The organism is Delftia sp. WSY_10, from assembly GCF_043104705.1.
Taxonomy (GTDB): Bacteria; Pseudomonadota; Gammaproteobacteria; order Burkholderiales; family Burkholderiaceae_C; genus Comamonas; species Comamonas tsuruhatensis.
Genome location: NZ_JBICKY010000035.1, coordinates 283,030 through 309,344, shown reverse-complemented (window position 1 = coordinate 309,344; position 26,315 = coordinate 283,030). Strand labels below are relative to the sequence as shown.

At 65.4% G+C, this 26,315-nt stretch carries 27 protein-coding genes and 1 pseudogene; 11 read left to right on the top strand and 17 right to left on the bottom strand.

The features are described from left to right. The first annotated feature begins 2 nt into the window (after positions 1-2). Positions 3-1,184 carry a dihydrodipicolinate synthase family protein gene (locus ACF8ML_RS17180; RefSeq protein WP_392407499.1) on the top strand — a complete coding sequence of 394 codons (1,182 nt, stop codon included), beginning with the start codon at positions 3-5 and terminating at the stop codon, positions 1,182-1,184. Positions 1,185-1,262: 78 nt separating this feature from the next. On the opposite strand, the gene argC is transcribed toward ACF8ML_RS17180, so the two are convergent. Further along, positions 1,263-2,231, bottom strand: coding sequence for an N-acetyl-gamma-glutamyl-phosphate reductase (gene argC / locus ACF8ML_RS17175; protein ID WP_392407498.1), 969 nt, complete (start codon positions 2,229-2,231; stop codon positions 1,263-1,265). A gap of 119 nt (positions 2,232-2,350) precedes the next feature. Between argC and ACF8ML_RS17170 the strand changes: the two are divergent. Next, positions 2,351-3,227 (top strand): annotated as a pseudogene (locus ACF8ML_RS17170) (LysR family transcriptional regulator). A 129-nt stretch (positions 3,228-3,356) separates the two neighbouring features. Here the strand turns inward: ACF8ML_RS17170 and ACF8ML_RS17165 are convergent. After that, positions 3,357-3,773, bottom strand: a complete 417-nt coding sequence (locus ACF8ML_RS17165; protein ID WP_074922946.1) for a jacalin-like lectin — start codon at positions 3,771-3,773, stop codon at positions 3,357-3,359. A gap of 832 nt (positions 3,774-4,605) precedes the next feature. Between ACF8ML_RS17165 and ACF8ML_RS17160 the strand changes: the two genes are divergently transcribed. Then, positions 4,606-5,532 (top strand): NAD-dependent epimerase/dehydratase family protein, encoded by a 927-nt coding sequence (locus ACF8ML_RS17160; RefSeq protein ID WP_154834128.1) that lies wholly within the window; start codon positions 4,606-4,608, stop codon positions 5,530-5,532. Then, positions 5,529-6,224, top strand: coding sequence for a type 1 glutamine amidotransferase domain-containing protein (locus ACF8ML_RS17155; RefSeq protein WP_392407497.1), 696 nt, complete (start codon positions 5,529-5,531; stop codon positions 6,222-6,224). The genes ACF8ML_RS17160 and ACF8ML_RS17155 overlap by 4 nt, the downstream gene beginning before the upstream one ends. 25 nt (positions 6,225-6,249) lie before the next feature. Here ACF8ML_RS17155 and ACF8ML_RS17150 read toward each other — a convergent pair whose 3' ends face one another. The 4 genes from ACF8ML_RS17150 to ACF8ML_RS17135 all read right to left on the bottom strand — a co-directional run bounded on the left by ACF8ML_RS17150 (position 6,250) and on the right by ACF8ML_RS17135 (position 8,031). Beyond that, complete coding sequence (locus ACF8ML_RS17150; RefSeq protein ID WP_016451534.1) at positions 6,250-6,744, bottom strand: MerR family transcriptional regulator; 495 nt, start codon at positions 6,742-6,744, stop codon at positions 6,250-6,252. 149 nt (positions 6,745-6,893) lie between these two features. Continuing rightward, positions 6,894-7,124 carry a hypothetical protein gene (locus tag ACF8ML_RS17145; protein ID WP_154834131.1) on the bottom strand — a complete coding sequence of 77 codons (231 nt, stop codon included), beginning with the start codon at positions 7,122-7,124 and terminating at the stop codon, positions 6,894-6,896. Positions 7,125-7,135: 11 nt separating this feature from the next. Continuing rightward, positions 7,136-7,543, bottom strand: a complete 408-nt coding sequence (locus ACF8ML_RS17140; protein ID WP_013801980.1) for a VOC family protein — start codon at positions 7,541-7,543, stop codon at positions 7,136-7,138. Next, positions 7,540-8,031 carry a helix-turn-helix domain-containing protein gene (locus ACF8ML_RS17135; RefSeq protein ID WP_043821580.1) on the bottom strand — a complete coding sequence of 164 codons (492 nt, stop codon included), beginning with the start codon at positions 8,029-8,031 and terminating at the stop codon, positions 7,540-7,542. The genes ACF8ML_RS17140 and ACF8ML_RS17135 overlap by 4 nt, the downstream gene beginning before the upstream one ends. Before the next feature lie 136 nt (positions 8,032-8,167). Between ACF8ML_RS17135 and ACF8ML_RS17130 the strand changes: the two genes are divergently transcribed. Beyond that, positions 8,168-8,659, top strand: coding sequence for a hypothetical protein (locus ACF8ML_RS17130; RefSeq protein WP_012206106.1), 492 nt, complete (start codon positions 8,168-8,170; stop codon positions 8,657-8,659). Positions 8,660-8,747: 88 nt separating this feature from the next. On the opposite strand, the gene ACF8ML_RS17125 is transcribed toward ACF8ML_RS17130, so the two are convergent. The 5 genes from ACF8ML_RS17125 to ACF8ML_RS17105 form a co-directional block, all read right to left on the bottom strand. Next, entirely contained in the window at positions 8,748-9,356 is a 609-nt protein-coding gene (locus ACF8ML_RS17125) for a DUF4337 domain-containing protein (protein ID WP_034366698.1), read from the bottom strand. A 100-nt stretch (positions 9,357-9,456) separates the two neighbouring features. Then, positions 9,457-9,636 carry a DUF2256 domain-containing protein gene (locus tag ACF8ML_RS17120; protein ID WP_013801983.1) on the bottom strand — a complete coding sequence of 60 codons (180 nt, stop codon included), beginning with the start codon at positions 9,634-9,636 and terminating at the stop codon, positions 9,457-9,459. 20 nt (positions 9,637-9,656) lie between these two features. After that, a complete protein-coding gene (locus ACF8ML_RS17115; RefSeq protein WP_392407496.1) occupies positions 9,657-10,706 on the bottom strand; it encodes an NAD(P)/FAD-dependent oxidoreductase in 1,050 nt (349 codons plus the stop codon). Then, complete coding sequence (locus tag ACF8ML_RS17110; RefSeq protein ID WP_160852366.1) at positions 10,703-11,335, bottom strand: lipocalin family protein; 633 nt, start codon at positions 11,333-11,335, stop codon at positions 10,703-10,705. The genes ACF8ML_RS17115 and ACF8ML_RS17110 overlap by 4 nt, the downstream gene beginning before the upstream one ends. Continuing rightward, positions 11,296-12,279: a MerR family transcriptional regulator gene (locus tag ACF8ML_RS17105; RefSeq protein WP_392407495.1), complete on the bottom strand. Its 984-nt coding sequence runs from the start codon at positions 12,277-12,279 to the stop codon at positions 11,296-11,298. Before ACF8ML_RS17105 ends, ACF8ML_RS17110 begins: the two co-directional genes overlap by 40 nt. Before the next feature lie 259 nt (positions 12,280-12,538). On the opposite strand from ACF8ML_RS17105, the gene ACF8ML_RS17100 reads away from it, so the two are divergent. The 4 genes from ACF8ML_RS17100 to ACF8ML_RS17085 all read left to right on the top strand — a co-directional run bounded on the left by ACF8ML_RS17100 (position 12,539) and on the right by ACF8ML_RS17085 (position 19,160). Beyond that, positions 12,539-14,113 (top strand): methyl-accepting chemotaxis protein, encoded by a 1,575-nt coding sequence (locus ACF8ML_RS17100; RefSeq protein WP_392407493.1) that lies wholly within the window; start codon positions 12,539-12,541, stop codon positions 14,111-14,113. 469 nt (positions 14,114-14,582) lie between these two features. Then, positions 14,583-15,890: a dicarboxylate/amino acid:cation symporter gene (locus ACF8ML_RS17095; protein WP_016446285.1), complete on the top strand. Its 1,308-nt coding sequence runs from the start codon at positions 14,583-14,585 to the stop codon at positions 15,888-15,890. 46 nt (positions 15,891-15,936) lie between these two features. Next, on the top strand, positions 15,937-17,817 hold the full coding sequence (locus ACF8ML_RS17090; protein ID WP_016446284.1) for an ATP-binding protein: 1,881 nt from the start codon (positions 15,937-15,939) through the stop codon (positions 17,815-17,817). Next, entirely contained in the window at positions 17,814-19,160 is a 1,347-nt protein-coding gene (locus ACF8ML_RS17085; protein ID WP_017407471.1) for a sigma-54 dependent transcriptional regulator, read from the top strand. Before ACF8ML_RS17090 ends, ACF8ML_RS17085 begins: the two co-directional genes overlap by 4 nt. Before the next feature lie 6 nt (positions 19,161-19,166). Here the strand turns inward: ACF8ML_RS17085 and ACF8ML_RS17080 are convergent, their stop codons facing one another. Further along, positions 19,167-20,324, bottom strand: coding sequence for a mandelate racemase/muconate lactonizing enzyme family protein (locus ACF8ML_RS17080; RefSeq protein ID WP_392407492.1), 1,158 nt, complete (start codon positions 20,322-20,324; stop codon positions 19,167-19,169). A gap of 43 nt (positions 20,325-20,367) precedes the next feature. Then, positions 20,368-21,336, bottom strand: coding sequence for a Bug family tripartite tricarboxylate transporter substrate binding protein (locus ACF8ML_RS17075; protein ID WP_392407491.1), 969 nt, complete (start codon positions 21,334-21,336; stop codon positions 20,368-20,370). A gap of 229 nt (positions 21,337-21,565) precedes the next feature. Here ACF8ML_RS17075 and ACF8ML_RS17070 point away from each other — a divergent pair, with 229 nt between their 5' ends. After that, positions 21,566-22,570, top strand: coding sequence for a LacI family DNA-binding transcriptional regulator (locus ACF8ML_RS17070; RefSeq protein ID WP_017403823.1), 1,005 nt, complete (start codon positions 21,566-21,568; stop codon positions 22,568-22,570). A gap of 4 nt (positions 22,571-22,574) precedes the next feature. Here the strand turns inward: ACF8ML_RS17070 and ACF8ML_RS17065 are convergent, their stop codons facing one another. Further along, positions 22,575-23,369 (bottom strand): arylamine N-acetyltransferase, encoded by a 795-nt coding sequence (locus ACF8ML_RS17065; RefSeq protein ID WP_392407490.1) that lies wholly within the window; start codon positions 23,367-23,369, stop codon positions 22,575-22,577. A gap of 96 nt (positions 23,370-23,465) precedes the next feature. On the opposite strand from ACF8ML_RS17065, the gene ACF8ML_RS17060 reads away from it, so the two are divergent. Next, a complete protein-coding gene (locus tag ACF8ML_RS17060) occupies positions 23,466-24,959 on the top strand; it encodes a PLP-dependent aminotransferase family protein (RefSeq protein WP_392407489.1) in 1,494 nt (497 codons plus the stop codon). Positions 24,960-25,054: 95 nt separating this feature from the next. Here ACF8ML_RS17060 and ACF8ML_RS17055 read toward each other — a convergent pair whose 3' ends face one another. The 3 genes from ACF8ML_RS17055 to ACF8ML_RS17045 all read right to left on the bottom strand — a co-directional run bounded on the left by ACF8ML_RS17055 (position 25,055) and on the right by ACF8ML_RS17045 (position 26,201). Continuing rightward, a complete protein-coding gene (locus tag ACF8ML_RS17055) occupies positions 25,055-25,441 on the bottom strand; it encodes a hypothetical protein (RefSeq protein ID WP_392407488.1) in 387 nt (128 codons plus the stop codon). Between the two features lie 93 nt (positions 25,442-25,534). Continuing rightward, positions 25,535-25,927 carry a pentapeptide repeat-containing protein gene (locus ACF8ML_RS17050; protein ID WP_392407487.1) on the bottom strand — a complete coding sequence of 131 codons (393 nt, stop codon included), beginning with the start codon at positions 25,925-25,927 and terminating at the stop codon, positions 25,535-25,537. A 34-nt stretch (positions 25,928-25,961) separates the two neighbouring features. Further along, complete coding sequence (locus tag ACF8ML_RS17045; protein WP_392407486.1) at positions 25,962-26,201, bottom strand: hypothetical protein; 240 nt, start codon at positions 26,199-26,201, stop codon at positions 25,962-25,964. Positions 26,202-26,315: the final 114 nt, after the last annotated feature.

Genomic DNA, 26,315 nt, shown 5'->3' with positions numbered 1-26,315 from the left:
CCATGCAGATCCTCCTTCCCCGAAGCGACGGCCGTCTCGTGCCACTGGCCATGAAGGCCAGTCCCATCGCTCCCGCGGGCCCGGCCCCTGCCTTCAACCGCAGCGTCTACGCAGCGGCCCATGTGGTGATCGACCCGTTGGCAACCACGCATCCCTGGGATGGCCCGCCTGCCATCGATTGGGAGGCGACGTTGGCCTTCCGCGAGCATCTGTACCGCCTGGGCTTCAAGGTCGCCGAAGCCATGGACACGGCCCAGCGCGGCATGGGCCTGGACTGGCCATCGGCACGCGAACTCATCCAGCGCAGCGCGCGCCATGCGCGGGCAGTGGGCGGCCAGCTGGCCTGCGGCGCGGGCACCGACCAGCTGGCGGCGCAACCCGGGGTCACGCTGGCACAGGTCGAGGGGGCCTATCGCGAGCAGATGGACGTGGTGCAGGCCGAAGGCTGCCCCGTGGTCCTCATGGCCAGCCGCGCCCTGGCCCAGGCCGCGCGCGGCCCGCAGGACTATCTGCAACTCTATGACCGGCTGCTGGACGCTGCCGACCAGCCCGTGGTGCTGCACTGGCTGGGCGAGATGTTCGACCCTGCGCTGCGCGGCTACTGGGGCAGTACGGACCTGGCGCAGGCCCTCGATACCGTCGCCGCGCTGATCGCAGCGAAGGCGCCCAAGGTCGAAGGCATCAAGGTATCGCTGCTCGATGCGCAATGGGAGAAGGCGCTGCGCCGCAGGCTGCCTGCGGGCGTGAAGATGTACACGGGTGACGATTTCCACTACGCCGAACTCATGGCCGGCGATGGGACGGCAGCCGGTGAGGGCGGCCACTCCCACGGCCTGCTGGGCATCTTCGACCCCATCGCCCCGGTGGCGGCCGTGGCGCTGGCCGAACTGGCCCAGGGCCGCAGCGGACGCTTCCGGGAACTGCTGGATCCCACGGTGGCGCTGTCGCGCGAGGTTTTTTGCGCGCCCACGCGGCATTACAAGGCAGGCATCGTGTTCCTGGCCTGGCTCAATGGCCACCAGAAGCACTTCTCCATGGCCGGCGGAATGCAGTCTGCACGCGGGGCCGTGCACTTTGCCAAGGTGTTCGAGCTGGCCGATGCCTGCGGTGCGCTGGCCGACCCGGAGCGGGCCAGCGCGCGCATGAAAAGCTATCTGTCGGTGGCCTGTGGCGTGGAGGCTTGAAGCAGGATTGCCCGGATCTTGCCCCGTCTTCCCCAGGCCGGCAGCTCACACCGCACTCACTCCACGCTCACACCAGGCTCACACCAGGCTCAGGGATTCATCGAATCCTGGCTGCAGCATCGGCTGCAGCCCGAGCATCAGATCAAGGTTCTGCACCGCCGCGCCGGCGGCGCCCTTGCCCAGGTTGTCGAACACGGCGGTCAGCAGCACCTGCTGCTCCTGCGGCTGTCCGAACACCGCGAGCCGCATCCGGTTGCTGCCATTGAGCGCACGCGGATCGAGCCGCTGCGCATCGGCGTCCTCCTCCAGGGGTTGCAGCTCGATGCACGGCTGGTCCTGGTACCGCGCCTGCAGCGCAGCGTGCAGGCTGCGGGCGGTCACACCGGCGGGCAGCAGCCGCAGATGCAGGGCGATGGTCAGTACGATGCCTTGCCGGTAGTGGCCATAGGCCGGCACGAACACCGGCGCATGGGCCAGGCCAGCAAGCTGCTGGATCTCGGGCACGTGCTTGTGGTGCAGCCCCAGGCCGTAGACCTGCAGGGGCACGGCAGTGGCGGCGGCAGCGCCCTCATGGTCCAGCAGTCCTGCGCGGCCCCGTCCCGAATAGCCCGATACCGCGTGAATGGCCAGCGGGTAGTCGGGGGGCAGCAGGCCCGCGTCGATCAAGGGCCTGAGCAGTGCCAGAGCACCTGTCGGATAGCAGCCGGGATTGCTGACGCGCCGGGCATGGGCGATGCGTTCAGCCTGGCCTGCCTCCAGTTCCGGCAGGCCATAGACCCAGCCCGGCGCGGTGCGATGCGCAGAACTCGCATCGATCACGCGCACGCCGGGCCGGCGCACCAGCGCCACCGCCTCGCGCGCAGCCTCGTCCGGCAGGCACAGCAAGGCGATGTCGCAGTCGTTGAGCGCCTCGGCCCGGTGCGCCGTGCTTTTGCGCTGGTCGGCCGGCAGTTGCAGCAGGCGCAGGTCGGTCCGATCCGCCAGCCATTCGCGCACCTGCAGGCCGGTGGTGCCTTGGTCGCCATCGATGAAAACAAGAGAGGTCATGGGTTGCTCCGATTGGGTGTGGAGCGCATGGTGCAGCGCCTGCCGCATGCAGGCCAGTTGAATCTGACAAACTACGGATTCATGATTCCTGAATTGCTGGCAACCTGGGACACCGCACCATGCGCGAAATCAATCTGGACCGTCTGCGCACCCTGCTGACGGTGGCCGACCTGGGCTCATTCGCCGCCGCCGCCAAGGTGCTGCACCTGGCGCCGCCCACGGTGACGCTGCATGTGGCGCAGCTCGAAGAGCGTCTGGGAACTCGTCTATTGCACCGCGCACCGGCCGGCGTCACCGCCACATCGGCGGGCAGCCTGCTGATAGACAAGGCGCGCCAGCTCCTGGCCGAGGCCGACGATCTCCTGCAGACCGTGCAGCGCCAGATCGCCACGCGCGGGGGCCGCGTGCGCCTGGGCGCCTCCACTGGCGCACCTCTTGCCCCAGGCACTGGAAACCCTGGCCGCCCGGCATCCCGAGATCGACGTGCAAGTGGCGGTGATGACCAGCGAGGAAGCCCTGGCGCGCCTGGCGGCCGGCAGCCTGGACATCGGCATCGTTGCCTTGCCGCAGCCTGTGCTGCGCGGGCTGCAGGTGCAGGCCTGGCGCCAGGACCCCGTGCTGGCCTTCATCCCGGCCGCCTGGAAGCCGCCGCGGCACATCACGCCCGCGTGGCTTGCGGCCCGCCCGCTGATCGCCAACGACCGTGGCACCCGGCTGTCGCGCCAGACCGCCGAATGGTTTGCCGCAGGCGGCGCCCGGCCGCAGGCACGCATCGAGCTGAACTACAACGACGCAATGAAGAGCCTGGTGGCAGCGGGCTACGGCGCCGCGCTGCTGCCCCACGAGGCCGGCGCACCGCAGCCTGACCCCCGCATCACCACGCGACCCCTGCGGCCAGCACTGTCAAGGGCGTTGGGCATCGCGCATCGCAAAAGGCCGGATGACGACGCGACGACGGTGACGATTGAGGTTTTGATGGGGATGCGGGGGCGTTGACTTTGCTGATTGATGCCTGATTGACAGCAGGAATCAATAGAGCCGATGAGCGGACTGGAATAAACCTCGGCTTCATCCCAGTCCGTTTCGGTGCCTTGTTGATGCGATGGCACCATCACCGGTTTGACACTACGCTGGAATGAAAACGCCTATCGCGTCAACATTTGTGCCGGAACGACCAAAGAATCCACCCGCTGCTTCAGCAGGAATGGGGCCGAAGGGTTTCCCTCCGTCGCCTCCGTAGGGGCCGTAGGACTTCTTGTTGGTGGTAATGGTCAGGGAATCAATTCGACTTCCGCTTCGCCCTTGTATCGTAACGATGTGCTCGTTGCTGCCAAACTCGATCACAGTTTCTTCGCCGCCCCCGCCACCATGGCGTGCACCAGTGAGTTGTGTTCCGTCTGTCAGAAGCCATGTGGTTTGGATGGCATCGACTCTGGCTCCATGCCTGATCGAAATCCTCACAATTCGAACCACTTGGGTCAGATCATCGGAAAATTCGTCTCCACCCTGACCGCCGACTTGTTGACTTTTCTTGTAAGGCATATAAATCTCCGTTGTCAATCGCCCTTGGTTTTTTGGCTTCTACGGGGCGATGTTCATAGAAGCGTAAGGCTCGAAAGCCAGAAGCTGAATTCAATGATTGGCCGAATGGCGACAATGGCCGTAGTGCGCTTCCAGTGCAAATGAGGTGCGGTCGACAAGAGTACGCTCTGACGTTCATTGACCAAACGATCCATCCGAAATGCGCGAAGTCAACACGATTTGATTTCTGGATCTCAATAGCGGCACATCCGGTTTTTCGTCCTGTCATTGCGATCGCCATGGCAATATTTGCCACTGCCATCATCAGAGGACTTCAGGCCATTCATCGCTGGCGTTTCATTCTGTCACATTGAATAAGCGGCGTCCATCGGAAGTTGGCAATTCAATCGTTGGATTGAGAATGGCTTCTTCTTTTCAATGGTGGTGGTGCATTCTGATCGCATCAAATATTTGCTGTACACACATTGCTGCCATTGCTCTCATTGCACCCATTGCAGCAATTGATGCCGGTGTGCGGTGGCAGTCTCGATAAAGCCGACAAGTTCGGACCACAGATGAGCAACCGCAAAGAGGCAAGTCCGCCATCGCGGCTCATGCACAGGCGCTGCCGACCCGAACCGGGCCTTCACCAGGTGCACCAAAGCAGGCCGCAGTGTGCAGGCTCCAGGCTCCCCGACATGATGGAAGTGCCGGGTTTCTTCAGACAGCCAGCGAGTCGGCAGGGGGCTTCGACCTGATATCAGGGACCTGCAGTTTTGCCGCTTGACCTTCAACTCAAGTTGAAGCTTAAGCTCCTTATCCTCTCATCACACAAGATGCTGCAAGGATCGATATGCAAACCATTTTGGGCGCCAATGGCCAGATCGCTGTGGAGCTGGCGCGCGAGCTCCACCGCAACTACACGCAGAACCTGCGCCTGGTCAGCCGCAAGCCGCGCAAGGTGAACGATACGGACGAGCTGGTGTCCGCCGACCTGATGAATTCCGCGCAAACCCTGGAGGCCGTGCGTGGCAGCGAGGTCGTGTACTTCACCGCCGGCCTGCCACCAGACACCGAGTTATGGGAGGGGCAATTTCCTGCCATGCTGCGCAACGCGCTCGATGCCACGCGGGCAGCGGGGGCCAAGTTTGTCTACTTCGACAACACCTACATGTACCCGCAAAGCGCGCAGCGGCAGACCGAGGAAACCGCCTTTGCCCCGGTGGGCCGCAAGGGGCGCGTGCGCGCCTTGATGGCCGAGATGGTGCTGGCCGAGATGCAGCGCGGCGATATCCCCGTGGCCATTGCCCGCGCGCCAGAGTTCTACGGCCCCGGCAAAACCCAAAGCATCACCAACACCCTGGTGATCGGCCCGCTCAAGGCGGGCCAGAAGGCCAAAGTGCCGGTGCGTGACGACAAGCTGCGCACCCTGATCTGGACGCCCGATGCAAGCCGCGCCATGGCAGCCATTGGCAATGCGCAAGATGCGTATGGCCAGACCTGGCATCTGCCTTGCTGGGACGAGCGGCTGACCTATCAGGCCTTTGTGAACCTGGCGGCTGCAACCTTTGGGGTTGAGCCGCGCTACAAGGTACTGAGCCACCTGGCCATGGTGGTTGCTGGCTGGGTCTCCAAGCCCGTGCGCGAACTGCGTGAACTGCTGCCACGCTACGCGCACGACAATGTGTTTGATTCGTCCAAGTTCAAGCGCCGCTTTCCCGACTTTGCTGTCACCAGCTACGCACAGGGCCTCAAGCACATCGCGCAGGAGTCATCATGAGTACGCCACGTATCTTGCATGTCGTCACCAATGTCGCTCATTACGACGACCCTGCGCACGCCACAGGGCTGTGGCTGTCGGAGCTGACCCATGCCTGGGATGTGTTTGCTGCGCAAGGGTATCTGCAGCAACTGGTGAGCCCGCGGGGTGGCGCCGTACCGCTGGAGCCGCGCGCACTCCAATGGCCGCACTTCGATGCTTCGGCCAAAGCCTGGCTCGATGATCCCGCGCGCATGGCCCTGCTGGCGAACACTGCGGCACCTGCCGATATCGATGCGAACTATTTCGATGCCATCTACTTCACCGGAGGGCATGCGGTGATGTGGGATTTTCCCGATAGTGCGGGGCTGCAGCGCATCACACGCAGCATCTGGGAGCGAAGTGGCATCGTTGCATCGGTTTGCCACGGCTACTGCGGCCTGCTCAATACGCAGCTCAGCGACGGCTCTTTGCTGGTCGCGGGCAAACGGGTCACGGGTTTTTCATGGACGGAAGAAATCCTGGCCGGAGTGGCCCGGTCCATGCCCTACAACGCCGAGCAGGAGATGAAGATGCGCGGTGCGCGCTATCAGAAAGCCTTGCTGCCTTTTATGTCGTATGTGGTGGCCGATGGCCGCCTCATCACCGGGCAAAACCCGGGGTCGGCCAAAGCGACTGCCAAGCAGGTGGTGCAGGCTTTGGCAAGGCGCTAGGGCCACGTTCCAAACTGGCGCAGGCCTATGCCGCGCTTGCCCGCTTCTTGTGTCCGGTGCGCATGAGCTTGCCCATTTTTTCTTCGGCCGCTGCTTCAGAGGCCAGGGATTCGGATTGCTGGGCCAGTACATGGGAGAGCACGCGGCGTGCGTTGTCATGGCAATCCATGTTGTCTGGCCGCGCTTCAATATCGGACAACAAAGCCTGCAACTGCTTTTTGCTGGTCTGCAGCTTTTTCTCCATGGCCTTGATATCGGCAATTTTTTGGCGCAGCGCGCCCACGACGGCCTCATGGTCCCAGCCTTGCAGGCCGGGCGGCAAGAGTGCACGAATTTCATCCAGGCTGAAGCCCACCCCTTGCGCAATCGCAATCAGCTCCAGCATCTGCACCATCTCAGGCGGATAGCTGCGGTAGCCATTCGCGCCACGCTCAGCCGCTTGCAGCAGGCCGCTTTGCTCATAAAAACGAATGCGTGATGTGGACAGGCCTGTGCGTTTGCTCAGTTCACCAATGTTCATGCGCAACCTTCGGCAAGGGGTCCTTGACCTTCAACAAGACTTGAAGCTTATCGCATTCGCAAGCCCTTCGTTGCGGCGGCAATTTGCGGCGAGTGCAACGTGCCCTTGTCGAAGAATGCGTGCTGGCGGCCATTCAAGGGCCAAGACACCTACCTCGCATCGCCTGGCTTCCTTGTTCCACTGCGTCGCATGCAGGCGTACGGCAGCACGAAGAGGTACAGACCGCTCAACAGCAAGAGAAAGAGCGGGGGCAGCGGCGAGTAGCTGACCCAGGAGGGAGGCTCCCCCTGCGCCCGGACAATGAAGTTGGCGATGACGGTGACCATGAAGGCGACGGACAGCCAGCGGTGGATCTGCCGGATCCGGTGGTTCCAGTTCAAGGCGGCCTCCCTTAGCGGCGCGCCTGGATCATCTTCCACCCGTTCCCCGACGGATCGCGGAAGCCTGCGTCCACGGTGCCGTACCGTGCCACGGGTTCCTGCGTGAATTCCACTCCGCTTGCGAGCATTCGGTCGTAGGCCGCGCGGCAGTCATCCACGGTCAGTACGAGGGGCGGCATGGCGCCTTTGGCCACAATCGCGCGCACTGCCTGCGCCGTTGCTGCGTCGAGCACGGGCGGGCCGGGTGTGAACAGGCCGAGCTGGAACGACGGCTGTTCCGGGTGCTGCACCGTGAGCCAGCGATAGTCGCCGTTTGCCACGTCCGTGTGGACGCGGAACCCGAGTTTGTCGACATAGAACGCGAGTGCTTCGTCTTGATCGCGCACATACAAACCAACCACTTCAACGCCTTGAATCATGGGATCTCCTGTTGTTCGGGTTCGTTTGTATCGCTTGTTGCCCGGCGTCGCTTCTCCGAAACTGCGGTCGTGAGGTCGGGGCGGTGCGCGGCGCTGACGATGCAGGCGGGCACGCGGCCCAGCTCGTGCATCGTCGCCCGGGCGCGCACCCGGACTGCGCTGGGACTGTCGCCTGTGATATCGCGGAAGGTGCGTCCGAAGGTGCCCAGGCTTGCCCAGCCTGTATCAAAGGCGATGTCGGTAATGGCCAGATCGGTTTCGCGCAGCAGCGTCATTGCCCGCTCGATGCGCCGCGTGAGCAAGTACCGGTGCGGCGGACTGCCGAAGGCCTGCTTGAACGACCGGGCGAAGTGCGCTTCGGACACGCCACTGACCTGCGCCAGTCGGCCGACAGGCCAGGCCTCGTGCGATGCGGCGTCAATGCTGTCCTTCGCGCGCAGCAGCCGGCGCAACAGTTCAGGATCCTGGTGTGCAAGGTCGTTGTTCATGCCGTCTCCGGTGCCATCGGGAAGCATTTTCGTCTCTTGGGAGTCCACGGTTTGGGAATAGACCCCTGCGCGCGAACTGTATGGATGGACAGTAGAATTTCGGGCTCGATAGTTTCCACAAGGGAAGGGTCTGGACATGTCCGCAGAACTCGAACAAGAAGTCGTCTCAATCTTCGAAGACCGCCTTTGGCATCACAACGGCTGGGAGGCCCGCGTCATCAAGAATGAAGACGACGATGGCTGGGCCGTTGCCATGACCCAGGACGGCCAGGTGGAGCCAAGCCTGGTCGGCCCGTGGACCATGGGCCGCGACAAGAAAAATCCCAAGCCGCTGGACGTTTCCGCCTTCAACACGCTCGTCAAGACGGCGCACGAGGTGATGCGCCGGCATGAGCAGCATCTGGCAGCGCAGTTGCACAAGGATGTGCAGATCGTGGTGGGCGGGTCACGCGTGACCGTCTCTCTGGATATCGAGCCCGATGAAGACAATCCCAGCGCCACGCTCACCGCCACTGCCGCCGACGGCAGCGAGCTGGCCAAGGTGGGAGTCAGGCCGGACCATCAGCTCACCCGGACGTCTGCGCAAGCCTGGGCAGAGGCCGGCTACCCCCGTCCCAGCGAGGACTGAGCCGCGGGCAAGGCCGGGGAATCGGGGGGGGCTGTTTCACAGCTGCCTTCCAAGGCGGATATGCGGCTTTGCGGCTTTGCCACACGCTCTAGATGTGCAGCATGGCCAGCCCGCCCACGCCAAGGCCCAGCGCTGCCACGCCGAGCATGGCGTATTCCAGCCATTTCTTCTTGGTCAGCAGCGCGATGGCTGCAAGGGCAATGGCGACCTGCAGCGCGGTGGTGGCCTGCGCCCAGCGGTGATGCAGGTGCATCTGCATCTCTGACTTCTCGTCCCATTGCCGGGCCTCGGCTTCCAGGCGGTCGGCATCGCGCTTGATGTCGTCCTTTTCCTTTTCGTAGCGCTCCACCTTGGCCTGGTAGGCCGCCCGCCTGTCCTCCGTGGTCGCCAGATCACGCGCGAACTCGGACAACGATTGCTTGGTGCTCTTGGCCTGGAAGAAGGCCCATTGGTTGGCCGCTTCGGTCTTCTTGATGGCTGCGTCGTTCTTGTACAGCCCGGCATTGGCCTGGGTGGCGCCGCCCATGTACGCGAAGATGGCGCCCACCGTGGCGATGACTGCCGTGCACATGGCGATCTGGTTGGTCAGGCTGCCGCCGCCGATGCCGTGATGGGCGGTGTGGCCATGCTCGCCCTGGGCAGCATGTTCGAGTTCGTGATCGTGTGGGCCGTGGACGTGAAAGCCGCCGGAAGACATAGGTGCCAATTCCTTGATGCAATGGGGTGGCGCATTATGGGGCCGGCCTGGCGGCAATCCAGGGCTCCAGGATGTGCGGGGCGCATGGCCCGCTTGGAGGTCAGCGCCTTGGCTGACGGCCTGCAGATGGGGGAGTGGGATCAGGCGGCAGTCGCGCGGTGCGGCAGCGCTGCGAGCAGTATTTGACCTCGTCCCAATCACGTGCCCATTTTTTGCGCCATGTGAACGCAAGACCGCAGCACGCACACAGCTTGGAGGGAAGGTGGGGCTTCTTGTGCATGGCGCGGGCGTTCCTGCAGTTCAGCGCGTCAGCGTGGCCAGGGCGCGCCGGGCCAGCGCCCGTCCGCTGAGCCAGGCGCCTTCGACGCCTGCGCCGCACATCCAGTCGCCGCACAGGCCCAGGCCCGCAGGCGCGTCCCACCAGCAGCGGTTGACCAGGTGGGGTGCCGGCAGCGCATAGCGCCAGCGGTGGGCAGTGACGCGCAGGCCGCCTGGCAGAGAGTCGGACAGAGAGCCGGCCAGGGCCTCGAATGCCTGCAGCAGTTGCCCGGCCACGGATTCAGCGTCCGATTCGATGTGATCCTGGCTCCACCGTGCACTGGCATGCAGTACCCAGGTCTGCTGCCCTTGCTGCCCTTGCCGCCCTGGCTTGGCGCTGTCGCGTGCCACCCAGCACAGCGGGCCATCCGTGATTTCTGCCGCATCCCAGTCCAGCGGCAGGGGGGCGTCGGTGCGCAGCATGGCCACCCAGCAAGGCTGCATGCGTGCGCTGGCGGCCAGTGCCGCAGCATAGGGCGAGACCGGCTCCAGCAAGGCTGCCGCCTGCGGTGCAGGCACTGCCAGCACCAGGGCGCAGTATTCCGGCCCCATCTGCCCTTGTTCGGCACAGTGCACTGTCCAGCGGGCAGGCCCGTGCTGCAAATGCTGCACCGTGGCCTGCAGGTGCAGCCGTACGCCATGCCCCTGCTGTCCAAGCCGCTGGACAAGAAACGCTGCGGGAGAGGTCATGCGCGGCACGCCCACCCAGCGGTCGAGGCCTGCCTCTGCGGGCACCGCGTCTGTGCCCTGCAGGCGCACTGCGCGCGGACGCCAGGCGGCGACAACGCCGTGCTGCTCCCACTGGCGCACCTCCTGCACAAACTCCGGGTCCTGGGCTGCAAACGATGGGGCGCCGTGATCGCACTGCCACGCACCCTGCAGATCCTGCGCGCGCCGTGTGCTCATGCGCCCGGATGGGCCTCGGCTTTTCTCGAAGATATCCACGCGGCAGCCAGCCTCGGCCAGCAACTGTGCGCAGGCCAAACCCGCCATTCCTGCGCCGATCACCGCGACGGGGGGCAGGCTGTTCACAAGGCCTCCTGGCTGCGCGCTTCCTGGTGCCGATCATGGCTGACCCAGATCAGCGCGCCGGTATCGACGCCCAGTTCCGCGGCCTTGGCGACGATGGATTGCAGGGTCTGCGGGGGCAGTTTCGGCTCCCTGGCCAGTATCCAGCAGTACTGCGTGTCCGGCCCGAGGACCAGCGCCCAGCGGTAGTCAGGGTCCAGGGCGGCCACATGGTAGCCGCCGTAGAACGGACCGAAGAAGGAGACCTTGAGCGAAGCCGTGTCCGGCTTGCCCGTGAACAAGGCCTTGCCGACGGCGCGCTGCCACTGGCCCCGGGGCACGGAAAAACCCCGGTTCACCACCTTCACGCTGCCGTCTGCCTGCGGCGTGTACTCGGCGGTCACATCGGTCATGCCCCGCTCGAAACCATGGTCCAGCCGTGCCAGTTCGTACCACAGGCCCTGGTAGCGCTGCAGGTCGAACGGTGAGACGGGCGTGACCGAGCCTGGCGGGCGCATGCTGGCGCAACCGCTGGCCAGCAGGCCGGCGCCAAGGGTCGCTGCCAGCAGGGTGCGCCGCCTGGCGATGAAGACGGGGCGGGGGGCGGGAAAGTTCATGCGTATGTCCTTGATGTTCTTGTCGTCTGCCGCCATCGGGCGACCAGCGGTTGCAGATCCGTGAGATGGCGCACCGGCGTGATGCCCGCGACAGGGCTGGAATAGAGCGCCGGGCATGCTCCACCGGCCCACAACTCGATGGCCGGCGGCAGGTGGCTGCGCAGCTCGCCCAGGCAAGCCTGCGCCATCGCTCCGTTGTGCGCGCTGCTGAAGCTCAGCCCCACGATGTCGGCGCGATGCGCCCGCGCGGCCTGTGCCACGTCGCCGATGGGCGTCTGGGTGCCCAGCGATACGCAGTTGCAGCCTTCCAGGGCCAGCAGGGCTTCGACCATGAGCAGGCCCAGTCCATGCATCTCCTGCGGCAGCGTGGTCAGCAACACCTTGGGCGCGGGCGGCGGGGAAGGCGGGATGAGCGAGGCGATCGCCTGCCTCAAGACGCCGGTGAGCACCTCGGTGTACAGGTGCTCTTCGAACACTTCAAAACGCCCCTGTGCCCAGAAATCGCCGACCGCCGTGGTCAGCGGGGCCACGAGCGTGGTCACGAAACCGGCCAGGCCCATGCGCGACTGGGCCAGGCTCAGGCAATGCCTGAGCTGGGCGGGATCATGGGCAGCAATGGCGTTGAGCATGGGTGCGAAGCGGTCAGAGTCTGCTGCATTCTCTGGATTTGTCCTGGACAAATTCATGGCTGGCGAGGTGTCGGCGCGGGCCAGCAGCGCCTGCAGGCCGTCCAGATCCACGCCCATCAGCTTGCTGGGGCGCAGCCCCGTATCCATGAGCCGCCGGATCAGGGTCAGTTGTCGAACCTGGTCTGCCGGGTAGCGGCGATCGCCGGCCGAATCCCGTTCAGGCCTTGGAAAGCCGTAGCGTCTTTCCCAGACACGCAGGGTGTCCTTGGCAAGTCCGGTCTCGCGTTCGACGGCCGAGATGGGCAGCCCGGGGCCAGGCGCCAAAGGCAGGGGGTCAGAAAGTGGCGTCATTGATCTGAAGGGAACAAAACGTCCGGCCATGGCCGGAATGTTTTGAGGGATTTTGCGAATTGTCTAGGACAAAAATATGTTTTGTCCAATATATTACATAGAGAAACAAAGCACAGGCCCGCTGGCCGCCACCCGGCAGCCGCTGGCGCGAGTGCTCTGTAGATCCCGGCCAGGAGATGACTGCCCCAGGCGCAGGCGAGGCTTGACATCGTGATCGCCGCGCCCGTGTGCAGTCTTTCCGGCCACGCAGTCCGTACCGATGATCATCATGAATTTGTCCAACTGGCCACTGGCCCGCCGTCTCGCAGCTGCCTTCGCATGCGTCATCGCCATTTTTCTTCTTGTCATCGCGCTGGCCGTGAGCAGCCAGGCCCGGCTCAAGGAGGCCCAGCAATGGAACGAGCACACCTTCAAGGTGATGTCCCAGGGACAGCGCATGCTCACGGGCATGGTCAACATGGAGACGGCCTCGCGGGGCTATCTCCTGTCGGGCGACTCCCGTTTTCTGGCCCCCTGGGATGAAGGACTCAAGGAGTTCGAGGCCTCCTGGCAGGAGGCCGTACGCCTGACCGAGGACAACCCCGCACAGCAGCGCCGGCTCGACGGTATCCGGCTGCGCCACCGTGAATTCGTGCAGGCGGTGCAGCCGCTGCAGGCGCTGCGGCGGCAAGTTCAGGATGGCACGGCGACGGTCGAGGATCTGGTTCGCGAGTTCTCCCTGGGGCGCGAGAAGGCGGCCATGGATGGGCTGCGCGCACTGCAGGCAGACCTGGTGCGGGAGGAGGAGCAGCTCATGGCCGAGCGCCTGACGCGCACCGAGTCGCTGGCGGCAATGACGCTGGCGTTCGAGCTGGGGGGCGCGCTGGTGGCCGTCGTGCTGGCCGCCTTGCTGGGCACCTGGGTCACGCGCTCCATCACGGTTCCCATCGGCCGGGCCATCCTGGTGGCACGCGCGGTGGCATGCGGGGATCTGACGCAGCGGGTGGAGGCCACCACCCACGATGAAGTGGGGACCCTGCTGCGCAGCCTCGGCGAGATGAGTGATGCGCTATCGCAGGTCGTGGCCGTCGTGCGCAGCGGCAGCGAATCCGTGGCGAGTGCAAGCACCCAGATTGCCCAGGGCAACACCGACCTGTCCTCGCGAACCGAAAGCCAGGCCAGCGCGCTTGAACAGACGGCGGCCTCCATGGAGCAGCTCGGAGCCACCGTGACCCAGAACGCAGAGGGAGCGGGCAAGGCCAACGCGCTCGCGCAGCAGGCCAGCGGCGTGGCCGGGCAGGCGGGCGAGGTGGTCACCCAGGTCGTGGACACGATGAAGGGCATCAGTGAAAGTTCGCGCCGCATCGCCGACATCATCAACGTCATAGACGGCATCGCGTTCCAGACCAACATCCTGGCGCTGAACGCTGCGGTGGAGGCTGCGCGTGCCGGTGAACAGGGCCGCGGCTTCGCTGTGGTGGCCTCCGAGGTCCGCAGCCTGGCCGGCCGCAGCGCGGCGGCGGCCAAGGAGATCAAGGCCCTGATCTCCGACAGCGTCGAGCGGGTCGAACAGGGCTCTGTGCTGGCCGACCGCGCGGGGGGCACCATGGCTGAAGTGGTGATGAGCATACGCAGCGTCACCGACCTCATGGGCGAGATCAGCGCGGCTTCTGCCGAACAACGCAGCGGCGTGGCACAAGTGGGCGAGGCGGTCACGCAGATGGACCAGGCGACGCAGCAAAACGCGGCTCTGGTGGAGGAAATGGCGGCGGCAGCCACGAGCCTGCGCCAGCAGGCGCATGACCTTGTGCAGTCCGTGAGCGTTTTTCGCCTGGGGCCTCAAGCGCAGGGTTGAAGCAGGGTTGGCGCAGGGGTGAGGCAGGGTTGATGCACCGGGTGAAGACACGGTGCGGGACCCTGGGAGAGCGGGCCCCTCTACAGGCGCTGGAGCATCAGCCGCTGCTGCCGTCCTGCCCGGGCACCGGCCGGCGTTCAAATAGTTGCACCATGGCCCGGGAGGGCCGGAGCCCGCAGGTCGCGCCATCCGGTTTTCCGAACGGCGCCTGCATTTCATTGTTCGGATTTCCGTTCCACCTTATGCATAAAAGTAAGGTCGATATAGGCGAATCAAGCAGTTAGCGCGTGGCGCAGGTGCCGGATGCGGCTGGCACGGTCTGTGCACTGTCAGGCGCAGGCCACGTGCGTCGTGGTTGTGTGTGCAGGGAGACAAGCCCGTCTTCGCAATGGCATCCGGCAGAGACCCGGGGGCTGCGGCGGACCGGGCTCGCTTGCAAGACCGAAATACGTCCAACGAAAAAATCCGCATGAAATTCAATCGCTTGACCACCATGGTGCTCGTGGCCATGGTCCTCGGCGTGCTGGTGGGCTATGCCTGCAACAGCTACGCGCCCACGCCCGAGGCCGCCAAGGAAATCGCCAGCTACTTCGGCATCCTCACCGATGTCTTCCTGCGCATGATCAAGATGATCATCGCGCCCCTGGTGTTCGCCACCCTGGTGTCGGGCCTGGCCAACATGGGCGACGCCAAGGCCGTGGGCCGCATCGGCGGCCGCGCGCTGGGCTGGTTCATCGTGGCCTCGTTCTGCTCGCTGGCCATCGGCCTGATCTATGCGAACGTGCTGCAGCCCGGCCATGGCCTGAGCGTGGCCCTGCCGTCGTCGGCCGAAGGGCTGAACCTCAAGACCTCGGCGCTGAACCTCAAGGACTTCATCGCCCACGTGTTCCCCAAGAACATCTTCGAGGCCATGGCGACCAACGAGGTGCTGCAGATCCTGGTGTTCGCGCTGTTCTTCGGCATTGCGCTGGGCAACCTGCACAACCAGGCCGCGCGTTCCATGGTGGGCCTGATGGACGAAGTGGTCCACATCATGCTCAAGGTCACCGACTACGTGATGCGCTTCGCCCCCGTGGGCGTGTTCGGCGCCGTGGCCGGCACCATCACCATCCATGGCCTGGGCATGCTGTCGGTGTTCGGCAAGTTCATGCTGTGCTTCTACCTGGCCCTGGCCACGCTGTGGGTGCTGCTGATCGTGGCCGGCTACGTCGTGCTGGGCCGTGACATCTTCCGCCTGCTGAACCTGATCCGCGGCCCGCTGCTGGTGGGCTTTTCCACGGCCAGCAGCGAATCGACCTATCCCAAGCTGATGGAGCAGCTGGAGAAGTTCGGCATCAAGCCGCGCATCATCGGCTTCGTGCTGCCGCTGGGCTACTCGTTCAATCTCGATGGCTCCATGGTCTACACCACCTTCCTGGCCATCTTCATCGCCCAGGCCTACGGCATCGACATGACGCTGACGGCCCAGATCACCATGCTGCTGGTGCTGATGGTCTCCAGCAAGGGCATTGCCGGCGTGCCGCGCGCCTCGCTGGTGGTGGTGGCCGCCGTGCTGCCCATGTTCGGCCTGCCCGAGGCCGGCATCCTGCTGATCCTGGGCATCGACCATTTCCTGGACATGGGCCGCACGCTGACCAATGTGCTGGGCAATGCCATTGCCACGGCCGTGGTGGCCAAGTGGGAAGGCGCGGTCGATCCGAATGCCACCACGGACGACGACGAGTCGCTGCTGCCCATGGAGCACTCCCAGGAAGGGCGGCCCGCTGTCTCGGCCTGAGGCCCAGGCGGCGCTGGGGGGCACTGATAACATTGGTGCCTTCACCATGCCCGCCCGCCGCCCCCTGCGCCAGCTCATCCTGCTTTTGCTGTGGCTTGCCCTGAGCGGGCTGAGCGGCTGGGGTGCGTACCTGATGGCGCAGCGGCTGGGCATCGCCGATCTGCGTGCCACGGGCATGCACCGGCTGGAGCTGTACGGCGCCAGCCTGCAGCGCGAGATCGGCAAATACGCCTTCCTGCCCGACGTGCTGGCACTGGAAGGCAATGTGCAAAGGCTGCTGGCCGAGCCCGGCGACGAGCAGCTCACCAACCGCGTCAACGCCTACCTGGAGCAGCTCAACGACCGCGCGGGCACGCTGACCGCCTACCTGGTCGATGCGCGCGGCCACGTCGTGGCCTCCAGCAACTGGCGGCGCTCCGACAGCTACATGGGCGAGGACCTGAGCTTTCGCCCCTACTACCGCACGGCCATGGCCACGGGCAGCGCGCGCTTCTTCGGCATTGGCACCACGCGCGGCGAGCCCGGCTACTACCTGGCCTCCACCCTGGGCGACGACACCCACACGCTGGGCGTGGCCGTGGTCAAGGTCAGCCTGGACCAGCTGGAGCAATCGTGGTCCACGGTGGAGGCGCCCGTGCTGGTGGGCGACGAGAACGGCGTCGTCATCCTGGGCACGGTCTCCGACTGGAAATTCACCACCTTGCGCACGCTGGACGAGGGCACGCGCGCCGCCTTCGACCACACGCGCCAGTACAACCGCCGCGCGCTGGAGCCGCTGGGCCTGCAGGTGCTGCGCGACCTGGGCCAGGGCGCGCGCCTGGTGCGCATTGCCCGCCATGGCGAGGAATCGCCGGGCTCGGTCTACCCGGTCAGCGGCCGCTTCCTCGCCCAGTCGCGCCAGCTGCCGGGCACGCCCTGGACGATCACCGTGCTCTCGCACCTGGAGCAGGTCGACCAGCTGGCCCAGAGCCGCGCGCTGGCCGCGGCCGTGGGCGCGGCCTTTGTGCTGCTGCTGGCCATGATGGTCAACGAGCGCCGCCGCCACCTGCGCGACCGGCTGGCCGCGCGCGAGGCGCTGCAGGCCGCGCACGACGAGCTCGAGCGCAAGGTGGAGCAGCGCACGGCCGACCTGTCGGCCGCCAACGAGGCGCTGCAGGCCGAGGTGGCCGAGCGCACCCACGCCGAGGCCACGCTGCGCGCCGCCCAGGACGAACTGGTGCAGGCCGGCAAGCTGGCCGTGATAGGCCAGCTGTCCACGGGCGTGGCCCATGAACTCAACCAGCCGCTGACGGCGCTGCGCACCCTGGCCGGCAACAGCCAGCGCTTTCTGGAGCGCGGCGATACCGAAACCACGCGCGTGAACCTGGAGCGCATGGCGCAGCTGGCCGACCGCATGGGCCGCATCACCGGCCAGCTGCGCAACTTCGCGCGCAAGTCCAGCGGCGCCAGCCAGGCCGTGCCGCTGGCGCGTGCCCTGGACAATGCGCTGGCCGTGCTGGAGTCGCGCGTGGCCGAGACCGGCGCCCGCATCCTGCGCGATGACGGCGTGCCCGAGGCCGTGGCCTGGTGCGACCGCAACCGCATCGAGCAGGTGCTGATCAACCTGATCAACAACTCCCTGGACGCCATGCGCGGCCAGCCCGCGCCCTGCCTGGAGCTGGCCTGCGCCGTGGCCGATGGCCGCGCCCAGGTCACCGTGCGCGACCACGGGCCGGGCCTGAGCGAAGCGGCGCAGGCCCATCTGTTCCAGCCGTTTTTCACCACCAAGGAAGAGGGCGTGGGCCTGGGCCTGGGGCTGGCGCTGTCGGCCGGCATCGTGCGTGAATGCGGCGGCACGCTGACGGGCAGCAACCATCCGGGCGGCGGCGCCGTCTTCACGCTGAGCCTGGCCCTGGCTCCCTCCACACCCTCTGCCGACACACCATGACCGACGCCCTCAAAGTCCTGATCATCGAGGATGACCCCGACATCGTGCTCGGCTGCGAGCAGGCGCTGCAGCTCGAAGGCATCGCCTGCGAAAGCGTGGGCAGCGCCGAGCAGGCGCGCCGGCGCCTGTCGCGCGACTTCGCGGGCATCGTAGTCAGCGACATCCGCCTGCCGCGCATGGACGGCATGGCCTTCCTGCGCGAACTGGTGGCCATGGATGCCGAGCTGCCCGTGGTGCTGATCACCGGCCACGGCGACATCTCCATGGCCGTGCAGGCCATGAAGGACGGCGCCCAGGACTTCATCCAGAAACCCTTCGCCCCCGAAACCCTGGTCGGCGCCGTGCGCCGCGCCCTGGAGCGCCGGCGCCTGGTGCTGGAAGTGCGGGCGCTGCGCCAGCAGCTGGACCAACGCGACAGCCTGGAGCACCGGCTGATAGGCCGCGCGCCCAACATGCGCCAGCTGCGCCAGATGCTCACGGGGCTGGCGCAAAGCGCGGCCGATGTGCTGATCCAGGGCGAGACCGGCACGGGCAAGGAACTGGTGGCGCGCTGCCTGCACGAAGCCAGCGCGCGGCGCGATGGCAATTTCGTGGCCGTCAACTGCGGCGGCCTGCCCGACACGCTGTTCGACAGCGAAATGTTCGGCAGCGAGGCCGGCGCCTATACCGGCGCGGGCAAGAAGCGCATCGGCAAGCTGGAGCACGCCAGCGGCGGCACGCTGTTCCTGGACGAGATCGAGAGCATGCCCGTGCCCATGCAGATCAAGCTGCTGCGCGTGCTGCAGGAACGCGTGCTGGAGCGCCTGGGCTCCAATACCCTGATCCCCATCGACTGCCGTGTGATCGCGGCCACCAAGGTGGATTTGCTCGAACTCAGCAGGCAGGGCCTGTTCCGCGCCGACCTCTACTACCGCCTGAACGTGGCCACCGTCTCGTTGCCGCCGCTGCGCGAGCGGCGCGAGGACGTGCCGCTGCTGTTCGAGCATTTCGCGCTGCAGGGCGCGGCGCGCCACCAGCGGCCCGTGCCCGAGCTGACCACCGCGCGCGTGCAGCAGTTGCTGGGCTATGACTGGCCCGGCAACGTGCGCGAGCTGCGCAACGTGGCCGAGCGCACGGTGCTGGGCATCGAGGCCGGCTCGCCCCCCTTCGGCCAGCCGGCCGGCACCACCGCGCAGGACACCGCACCCCGGCCGCTGTCCGCCACCGTCGAGGCCTTCGAGCGCGCCCTCATCGCCGACGCCCTGCGCCGCCACGGCGGCAGCCTGGCGCGCACGGCCGAAGCCCTGGGCAGCCCCAAGACCACGCTGCACGACAAGATCCGCAAGTACGGGCTGGATGGGTAGGCACCCTCAACCCCGCTCCCCGAACTCCACGCTTTCGCGCGTCCAGTGCCGTGCCTGCTCGCTCAGGCTCAGTCCCAGGCCGGGGCGGGTGGGCACGAGCATGCGGCCATTGGCGATTTCCAGGCGTTCGTTGAACAGCGGCTCCAGCCAGTCGAAGTGTTCCACCCAGGGCTCGTTGGCGCAGGTGGCGGCCAGGTGCACATGCAGCTCCATGGCGAAGTGGGGCGCCAGGCTCAGGTGGGCCAGTTCGGCCTGGGCCGCGATCTGCAGGAAGGGCGTGATGCCGCCCACGCGCGGCGCGTCGGGCATGAGGAAGTCGGCGCTGCGGTGGCGTATGAGATCGCCGTGCTCGGCGGCGCTGGTCAGCATCTCGCCGGTGGCGATCGGCGTGTCGAAGCGCGCGGCCAGCGCGGCATGGCCTTCGTGGTCGTAGGCGTCCAGCGGCTCCTCGATCCAGACCAGGTTGAATTCCTCGAAGACACGGCACATGCGCTGGGCCGTGGGGCGGTCCCATTGCTGGTTGGCATCGACCATGATGGGCGCGGCATCGCCCAGGTGGGCGCGCATGGCCTCCACGCGCCGTATGTCCAGCGCGCAGTCGGGCTGGCCCACCTTGAGCTTGATGCCGCAAATGCCGCGCTCCAGCGAGGCGCTGGCGTTGCGCTTGAGCTCATCGAGCGGCGTGTGCAGAAAGCCGCCCGAGGTGTTGTAGCAGCGCACGGATTCGCGCTGCGAGCCCAGCAGCTTGGACAGCGGCAGGTCCCCGCGGCGCGCCTTGATGTCGTACAGCGCCACATCAAAGGCCGCGATGGCCTGCACGGCCAGCCCGCTGCGGCCCACGGAGGCGCCGGCCCAGCACATGCGCGTCCACAGCCGTGCGATGTCGCTGGGGTCTTCGCCCAGCAGGGTGGGCGCGATCTCGCTGGCATGGGCGAACTGGCCGGGGCCGCCTGCGCGCTTGGCGTAGCTCAGGCCCAGGCCCCGGTGGCCGTCGCGGGTCTGGATCTCGGCGAACAGCATGGCTACCTCGGTCATGGGCTTTTGGCGGCCCGTGAGCACCTTGGCATCGCTGATGGGCCGGGCCAGGGGGAGGTAGCAGGACGACAGGCGTATCCACTGGATGCGGTCCTGGCTGGTGGTTTCGGAGAGCGCGGAAGAGGTCATGGCTGCGGGAGTGCGGTGGTTGGGAAAAGGACAGGGGCAGGCATCAGTCGATGCTGATCTTTCCGGCCTCGATGACCGACTTCCAGCGCGCGTATTCCTGGCGCTGGAACTCGGCGAACTGCTGGGGCGTGCCGGCCACCATCTCGTAGCCGATGGAGACGAACTGCTCGCGCACCCGGGGATCGTTGAGCGCCTCGACAAAGGCCGCATGCGCCTTGTCGCGCAGCGCAGGCGGCAGGCCCTTGGGCGCGACGATGGCCTGCCAGGAGGCGACCTCCACGTTCTTCACCCCGGCCTCGGCCAGCGTGGGCAGGTCCGGCAGCACGGGCGAGCGGCGCGGGCTGGTCACGGCCAGGGCGCGCATCTTGCCGGCCCGGATGTGCTGGATCACGGCATTGATGTTCTGGAACGAGGCATCGACCTGGCCGCCGATCAGGTCGGCATGGGCGGGCGCGCCACCCTTGTAGGGGATGTGCACGCCCTGGGTGCCCGTTTGCTGCCAGAACAGTTCGGCCGTCAGGTGGTCGCTGGAGCCGTGGCCGGCCGAGGCAAAGCTCATCTTGCCCGGGTGGGCCTTGAGGTGGGCGACCACGTCGGCCACGCTGTTGTGCGGCGAGCTTGCAGGCACGACCAGCACGTTGGGCGACTGCACGGCCACGGTGATCAGGTCGAAGTCCTTGAGCGCGTCGTAGGGCAGGTTCTTGATCAGGTGGGGCACGATGACCAGCGGGCCCAGCGAGGTGACGAGAAAGGTCTGCCCGTCCGCCGCCGCGCGCTGCACGAAGGCCGCGCCGATGGTGCCCGTGGCGCCGGCCTTGTTTTCCACCACGAAGGACTGCCTGAGCTTCTCGCCCAGCCTGGGCGCCACGGCGCGCGCGACCTGGTCGGTGGAGCCGCCGGCGGGGAAGGGCACGACCAGGGTGACGGGCCTGTCTGGCCAGGCCTGGGCCGACGCAGAAAAAGCAGCGAGTGCGGCCAGGGCCAGCGCCATGGCACGAAGAGTGTGATTCATCTTGTCTCCTGATTTGTGAATGACATCGTTGTCATTTCCGGGGAAATGAAAAAGCGCCGATGCCATTTTGTAGATGCAAGGATTTGCGCTTTCAGCAAAATGATATCGTTGTCATTTTGGCTGTCAATCACGATTTCTGCGATGCAGGGCAGGCCTGGCGCCCGTGCGTGGAGGGCGGTCTGCTATCTTCAGGCCCGTCCCCGATACCCGCCCGCGATCGCGCTTGCCCATGAACACACCCACACCCCCCAGGCCCGCCACGCTGCACGACGTGGCCGAGGCGGCCGGCGTCTCGCTGATCACGGCCTCGCGCGCACTGGGCAATCCTTCCATCGTTTCGGAGAAGACGCGCGAGCGCGTGCGCCAGGCCGTGGAGGCCACGGGCTACATCCCCAACCTGCTGGCCGGCGGGCTCAAGTCCCGCCGCAGCCGCATGGTGGCCGGCGTGGTGCCCGCGCTGTCGGTGTCGCAGTTCCTGCCCACGGTGCAGTCATTGACGGCCACGCTGGCGCAGGAGGGCTATCAGCTGCTGCTGGGCCAGACCTTCTACGACGAGCAGCGCGAGGAGGAGGTGCTCAACGCCATGATCGGGCGCCAGCCCGACGGCATTGTGATGATGGGCCTGGTGCAGTCCGGCAAGGCGCGCGAGCGGCTGCGCAGGACCGGCATTCCCGTGGTGGAAACCTGGGACTTCAGCGACCGGCCGCTGGACATGGTGGTGGGCTTTTCCCACCTCAAGGTGGGCAGCGCGCTGGCCGGCTATTTCCTCTCGCGCGGCCTGCAGCGCGTGGGCATGGCCACGGGCAGCGACCACCGGGCCCAGCAGCGGCGCGAGGGCTTTCTCGCAGCCTGGGGCCGCGAGGTGCCCACGGTCACCGTGTCCGCGCCCGGCAGCCTGGAGCTGGGCCGGCAGGCGCTGGGCCAGTTGCTGGCGCAGCAGCCTGATCTGCAGGCCGTGGTCTGCAGCTCGGACATGCTGGCCCACGGCATTTTGGTGGAAGCCCAGGCGCGCGGCCTGCGCGTGCCCGTGGACCTGGCCGTCTCGGGCTTCGGCAATGCCGATTTCGCGGCCCATCTGCTGCCGTCGCTGACCACCGTGCATGTGGACGGGCCGGGCATAGGCCGCCTGGCCGCCGAACTCGTGCTGGCCCGCTGCCAGGGCCGCAGTGCCGGGCGCTCGGCGTTCGACCTGGGGTTCGAGCTGATCGAGCGGGATTCGACCCGCCTGGCTTAGAGGCTCAGCACAGGGCAGCCGCCTGGCGCTCGGTCGCCAGCCCGAACAGGCTGCCCAGCACGTGCTGGATTTCATCAGGGGCCAGCTGCCTGGTCTCGGTGCCGCTGGCCGTGATGGTCTTGAGCGCGTCGCCCACCAGGATCATGCGGCCGGCCGGCTGGTGCAGCACCACCACCCGCTTTTGCACGAAGATGGCATCCGGGTGCGTGGAGTTCAGGTAGTTGGCGGGGGCGAAATCCACCCATTCCTGGGGCGACAGGTTGAAGGCGTACTGGTTGGCCCATTCACCGTCCACGCGGGCCTGCAGCAGGTATTCGCCCTGGTCGTCCAGGCTCAGGCGGAAGGTGTCGCCGTCCTGGCGGACCTCGGTGTCCAGCTCGTCCAGGGCCATGGGGGCGCGTATGCCGTAGCTGCCAAAGCCCAGGTCGCACAGCCAGCGCCGTCCCTCGACCTCGGCCACCAGGGCCATGTGGGTGCGGGGCCGGCGTGCCGGATAGAACATGGGCCGCGCCGCCACAAAGCGGTAGGCAATGCCCAGGGCCTGCAGCGCCATGGCGAACAGGCCGTTCACCTCGTAGCAGTAGCCGCCACGGGCGCCGCCGAGGATCTTGCCCGCAATGTCTTCGGGCACCAGAGAGACGATCTTGCCGGCCTGCACGTCGAGATTCTCGAAAGGCACCGCGAACAACTGGTGGCGCATCAGCGCATGCAAGGTGGCGGTATCGGCCTTGGCGGAGTCACCGGCACTGAAGCCGATGCGGCGGAAATAGGCCTGGAGATCGAAATTGCTGGCTTGCATGGGTTTCCTCGGGTTGCTTGATGGCTGCAACGATAAATCCGGGCAGCCAATGCCTGTATAAGCAGAATCCAAGAAAACTGACCTGTACAGATTGGCATGCCCACCACCAACGAACCCTTGCCCCAGTACCGCCGCATTGCCCAGGCCCTGCGCCAGACGCTGGCCTGCGGCGCACTGCGCCCCGGCGACAGGCTGATCTCCGCCCGCAGCCTGGCCGAGCGCGAACAGGTCAGCCTGCCCACCGCGCTGGAGGCGCTGCGCTGCCTGGAGGCCGAGGGCCTGATCGTCGCGCGCCCGCGCTCGGGCTACTTTGTGCGGCAGGCAACCGGCGGCGCGGCGCTGCAGGCGTCCCGTCCGTCGTCGCGCCCCGTGCCCGTGACCCTGTCGGCCCTGGCGCGCTCGCTGTTCAGCAGTCCCGACACGCGCCTGATCCCGCTGGGTGCGGCATTGCCCGATCCGGCCTGGCTGCCCACGGCCCGGCTGCAGCGCGCGCTGCAGACCGCCGGGCGCCGCCTGGACGCGCACGGGCAGACCTACAGCATGCCGCCGGGCCGCGCCGACCTGCGCGGCCAGATCGCGGCCCGGGCCGCGCAATGGGGTGCGCGCTTCGGCCCCGACGACCTGGTCCTGACGGCAGGCGCCACCCAGGCCGTGCGGCTGGCGCTGCGCGCCGTGTGCAAGCCCGGCGATGTCGTGGCCGTTGAGCGGCCCGCCTATTTCGGCAGCCTGCTACTGCTGGAGGACCTGGGCCTGAAGGCGCTGGAGATTGCCACCGATCCCCGCGAAGGCCTGCTGCTGGAGCCGCTGGCCGAGGCCATTGCCCGCCACCGGCCGGCTGCCGTGCTGGCATCGCCCACCGTGCAGAACCCGCTGGGCGCCAGCATGCCGGTGGAGCGCAAGCAGGCCCTGGTGGCGCTGCTGGAGCGGGCGGGCATTCCCTTGATCGAAGACGATGTCTATGGCGACCTTGCCGGCGACGGACAGCGCCCGCCGGCCTGCAAGGCCTTCGACGGCAGCGGCAACGTGCTGTATTGCGGCTCGGTGTCCAAGACCCTGGCGCCGGGCTGGCGCGTGGGCTGGATTGCGGCGGGCCGCTTCCATGCCCAGGTGCTGCAGGTGCGCCTGGCGGGCGACTGGGCCGGTGCGCCGCTGCTGGAGGCCGCCGTGAGCGAGGTGCTTGCCAGCGGCGACTACGACCGGCACCTGCGCCGTCTCAAGTCCCGCGTGCAGGCCGGGGTGCAGGCCGTCACGGCCAGGGTCGAGGCCAGCTTTCCGCCCGGCACCCGCGTCTCGGCCCCGCGCGCGGGCTTTCTGCTGTGGGTGGAGTTGCCGCGCCAGGTCAATGCACTGGAGGTGCACCGCCGCGCGCTGGAGCTGGGCATTGGCGTCAGCCCCGGCCCGCTGTTCTCATCGCGCTCGGACCTGCCCAACCACCTGCGCCTGAACTGCGCCAACGAGCCCACGCCGCGCCTGCTGGGGGCCGTGGGGCAGGTGGGGGAGATATGCCGGGGTTTGGTCGAGGGTGCTGCGGTGCGCCAGGGGGCACAGGTCGGCCAGCCTACTTCTTCTCGCGCGGCACGCGCCCCATGAGGAAGAATTCGGTCAACGCGCTTGCTTTTGAGTCGAATGTATTCGGATGGCTGAACGTTGCTTTATTGCAGGAAAAATTGCCATGCGCGCTATTTTTAAATAGAACTATTGAAACTTTGAATATGTAGGATATCTTTCATAAGAGATTGATGTTCCGACTTTTTTAGATGTATCCAATAAAATTGCATCTTCTCCAAAGATTTTTTGTCGCCGTCGATGATTTCTTTTGTTTTGACAATATGCAGTTGATTTTTCTTTCCAGAAGAGAACTCTAGTTCTAAGGAGGCAAGCAGCAAAAGATAGAGTGCAGTCTTTGCCTCGTCGTCGAATTCTCTCAATTCTAGTGAATTCAATAATCTGGGAATAATTTCAGGATCTGCAAATTCTATTTCCCAATCCTGTTCTTTGCCGCTAGTGGTTATTCCAATCAAAGTGCTGGCCATTTTGGCTGCCTTTACCGTGGGTCCATAGTATTCTGACATATTCATAGCTCAGGATAATTGCGTGGTGGAATGACTTCGTCGGGCGGATGTAGAGAGATTGTTAGAAACGAATTTCGAAAATTCATAATTCTTTTAAAATGAATTGCGAGAAGAGTGAAAATCTTTTGGAAATATTGTATTTTCATCAAATAACGCATCTCTAAAGTCTGTTTTCGTAATGCGTACGTTAGCCAAATTTGCACCTCTAAGATCTGCGCCAAAAAATCTGCAGGAATCGAGCTCTGCGCCTTGTAGATTGGCTCCCCGTAAATTGGCTTGAGAGAAATCTGCAGCATCCAATTCGGCGTTCATAAGATTTGCTTTTTCTAGATTTGCTGCTGTCAGTACCGTATTCATTATTTTTGGACCTTCGAAATTTGCTTGAATTAATACTGCACGTGTAAATAGTGCGCTTCGCAAATTTGCATTGGAAAAACCGGCGCCAGAAAGGTCTGCCTCCTCAAATAGTGCTCTGTGCAAGTTCAATCAATTTAGATTGGCTCCTTGAGGAGATACGGCATCAATCTCTATGTTTTATTTCTAAATTTTGTATGGGATTTATTTTTGTTATCTGCCTTGGAGATAGAGCCCCAGGAGTTTGTGCAGGTTCCTTTCCTACAATTCTTCCCACAATATATCTATGGTGGCCATCGACAATTTTTTCATCAGATTTTATGGGCGGTGCAACGTCTCCGGCTTCCAAGCGTCGGACATATCTCTCTACCACAGGCTGTGATATCGATATTTGGATGGTTTGCATATCGGAGTCTTTAGGGCTGCACGAATTACCTCTTCTGTAACAGTGACGCTTTTGGCGCCTGAACGATAGGCCGCAATACTCGCCCCAATCCCTCAAGGACCTGGCAGTTATTTG